The organism is Mesorhizobium sp. M7A.F.Ca.CA.001.08.2.1 (assembly GCF_003998455.1).
Taxonomy (GTDB): Bacteria; Pseudomonadota; Alphaproteobacteria; order Rhizobiales; family Rhizobiaceae; genus Mesorhizobium; species Mesorhizobium ciceri.
In genome coordinates this window covers 1-3,206 of the sequence record NZ_RZPW01000715.1, presented here as the reverse complement: position 1 = coordinate 3,206, position 3,206 = coordinate 1, and the positions used below count along the sequence as shown (strand labels likewise).

At 62.2% G+C, this 3,206-nt stretch carries 3 protein-coding genes and 1 pseudogene; 2 read left to right on the top strand and 2 right to left on the bottom strand.

Annotation, left to right across the window (positions count from 1 at the left end):
• Positions 1-59 precede the first annotated feature (59 nt).
• The gene (locus EN914_RS29580; protein WP_024503550.1) at positions 60-839 is read right to left on the bottom strand and encodes an SDR family oxidoreductase; all 780 of its coding nucleotides are present in this window, start codon (positions 837-839) and stop codon (positions 60-62) included.
• A gap of 119 nt (positions 840-958) precedes the next feature.
• Between EN914_RS29580 and EN914_RS29575 the strand changes: the two genes are divergently transcribed.
• A complete protein-coding gene (locus tag EN914_RS29575; protein ID WP_013531888.1) occupies positions 959-1,774 on the top strand; it encodes a UDP-2,3-diacylglucosamine diphosphatase in 816 nt (271 codons plus the stop codon).
• A 123-nt stretch (positions 1,775-1,897) separates the two neighbouring features.
• Positions 1,898-3,112, top strand: a complete 1,215-nt coding sequence (locus EN914_RS29570) for an MFS transporter (protein ID WP_024503549.1) — start codon at positions 1,898-1,900, stop codon at positions 3,110-3,112.
• On the opposite strand, the pseudogene EN914_RS39440 reads toward EN914_RS29570, so the two are convergent.
• Positions 3,083-3,206 (bottom strand): annotated as a pseudogene (locus EN914_RS39440) (dipeptide epimerase); the annotation flags it as partial. The gene EN914_RS29570 and the pseudogene EN914_RS39440 overlap by 30 nt on opposite strands.

Genomic DNA, 3,206 nt, shown 5'->3' with positions numbered 1-3,206 from the left:
ATCAAATACTTCTGACGATTTTCTGACGGACGGCTCCGACCGTTTCACGGATAAGTTGATCAAAAGGCGCTGACGTAAAGACCACCATCGACCGGTATGTTCTGCCCGGTCAGATAGCCGGCATGGACCGAGCACAGGAAGGCGCAGATCTGGCCGAACTCCTCCGGCGTGCCGAGCCGCTTGGCCGGAACATCGGCGCTGATGCGGGTCTTGCGCGCGGCTGCGGCCTGAGGGCTTTCGACTGTGCCGGCCTCATGCGGGCCGCGCAGCCGGTCGGTGTCGAGCTTGCCCGGCAGAAGGCTGTTGATGGTGACGTTGCGGTCGACAACCGTTCTGGCCACGCCGGCAAGGAACGAGGTCAGGCCGGCACGCGCGCCGGACGAGAGGTCGAGGCCGGGAATGGGCACATAGACCGACAGCGAGGTGATGTTGACGATGCGACCGAAGCCGCGCGCCGCCATGCCGTCCAGCACGGCCTGGACCAGCTCGATCGGCGTCACCATGTTCTGGGTAACGCCTTCGAGGATCTTTTCGCGATCGAGCGTGCGGAAGTCGCGAAGCGGCGGTCCGCCATTGTTGTTGACCAGGATGTCCGGCTCGGGGCAAGCCACGAGCAGCGCCTTCTGCACCTCTGGCTTCGAGACGTCGCCGACGACTTCCGTCACCGTGACGCCATAGCGCTCGCGCAACTCAGCGGCGGTTTTCGCCACCAGCTCCGCATTGCGTCCGTTGACGACGACGTCGCAGCCGGCTTCCGCCAGCGCCATGGCGCAACCGCGCCCAAGTCCCTTGCTCGAAGCGCAGACGATGGCCTTCTTTCCGCGGATACCAAGATCCATGACGATTTCTCCTGTGATTTGGCCGGCAAGCTAGTCCTTCGGCTGGACCAATCGCAACCGTCATACGGTTGTTGCATGAATCGGGGCATAGCCTGCGCGAAAGCAAGGGTGAAATCGCGATGTCCGGCCAAGAGCCCCGCACTTTCCGCAGCATGTTCATTTCCGACGTCCATCTGGGCTCGAAGGCGGCCAAGGCCGAGTTCCTGATCGATTTCCTTCGATATCACGATGCCGATATCATCTATCTGGTGGGTGACATCGTTGATGGCTGGCGGCTGCGGCGGAGCTGGCATTGGCCGCAAAGCCATAATGACGTCGTGCAGAAACTGCTGCGCAAGGCGCGCAAGGGCGCCAACATCACCTACATCGCCGGCAACCATGACGAGTTCGCCCGCCAGTTCCAGGGCGTGCATTTCGGCGGCATCGTCGTTGCCGATCGCGCCATCCACGAGACCGCCGACGGCAAGCGGCTGCTCGTCATCCATGGCGACCAGTTCGACACCGTGGTCCACAATGCGCGCTGGCTCGCCTATCTCGGTGACCACGCCTATGACGCGGCCATGCTGGTCAACCGCGTGGTGACGCGGCTGCGCCAACTGCTCGGCCTGCCTTATTGGTCGTTTTCGTCCTGGGCCAAGCACAACGTCAAGAAGGCGGTGAACTTCATCGGCTCGTTCCAGACCATGCTTGCCGACGAGGCGCGCCGTTCGCATGTCGATGGCGTCATCTGCGGCCACATCCATCATGCCGTCATCGAAAATTTTGGCGATGTCCAGTACATCAACACCGGCGACTGGGTGGAAAGTTGTACGGCTGTGGTCGAGCATTTTGACGGCCGCATGGAAATCCTGACCTGGGCGCAGGTGCTGCCCGAGGCGCCGGACGAGCCCTTTATCCCGCTGCTTATCGAGGACCGGGTAGGGCAGGCGGCCTAGTCCGAAGTCCTTTCGGCTTCGGAATCAATCAATTAGTCCAACCGGTTTCGTCCGGTTTTCGTCCATGTTAAGGGATCGATACGCGTTGCCCTCCGGCCGAATACAGCGCGATTGGATCGATTCATGTCCCTGCCGCAGCTCTCGCCCGAACAACTCGTCAAGCCGCGCCATTTCGAACTGCGCATGAGCCTGATCTTCGCGACGCTTTTCGTGCCGCTCGGAACGCACTTGCCGTATTTTCCGCTGTGGCTGCAGGCCAAGGGTTTTCATGCCGAGCAGATCGCGGTCATTCTGGCGGCGCCGATGTTCCTGCGCGTGGTGACGACGCCGCTGCTGACCGCGCTGGCCGACCGTGCCAGGGACCGCGCCGATGTCTATGTCGCGCTGATGGCTGCGTCGCTGCTTTTGTCGGCAGGTTATTTCCTGACACCCACCTATGCGATGGTGCTGGCGGTCTCGCTGGCGCTGACCATCGTCTGGACGCCGCATTCGCCGATCGCCGATTCGCTGGCTCTTTCGGGTGTCCGCCGCTTCGGTTCGAACTACACAAGCATGCGCAAATGGGGCTCGATTTCCTATTTGTTCGCCAATATCGCCGGCGGCTTCATTCTGTCGGTAACCGGTTCACAAGCCGTTCCGGTTATCATTCTGGTGGCGTTTGCCGCCGCCCTTGCCGCCGGCCTGCTGGCGCCGCGCCTTGGCCGTCCGCGGCGCGCCTCGCCGCTGTCGGCCACCGACATCCAGCATTCAGCGCCGAAGCTTCTCAACCCGTATTTCCTGTATTTTTCCACGGGCGTCGGCGTCATCACCGCCAGCCACGCATTCCTCTACGGTTTCGTCTCCATCTACTGGAAGTCGATCGGCCTCGGCGATTCGGTAGTCGGTCTCTTATGGGCTTGGGGCGTGGTGTCGGAAGTCTGCATGTTCATGATGTTCACCCGCTTTTTCGACCGGTTCTCCGTCGTGTCGGTCATGGTGATGGCCGGAATCGGCTCCATCGTGCGCTGGATCGCCTTTCCGCTGGTCTGGCCGCTCGGCCTCGGCATTCCCGGCTTCTTCGCTGTCCAGTCGCTGCACTCGGTCTCGGTGGCGCTGGGGCTGATCGGGCTGCAGAAGATGATCGGCGAAACGATCTCCGAGGAGCGGACAGGTGCCGCGCAAGGCATTGCCTATTTCTCCAACGGCTTCTTCATGGCGGTGGTGACGCTAGCGTCCGGCCCGCTCTACGACCGTCTCGGTGTCGACGGCTTCTTTGCCATGATCCCGATTGCGTTGATCGGACTGGCGCTGATCGGCCTTGCTGCGCGCTCAGCCCCAGAGCGCCGTATCGGGCGGTGACACCAGCGATCCCTGGTAGACAAGGCCCGGTACCCGGTCGCGGGCAAGCAGCAGCGGACCGTCGAGGTCGACGAAATCGGCATGCTGGGCAAGC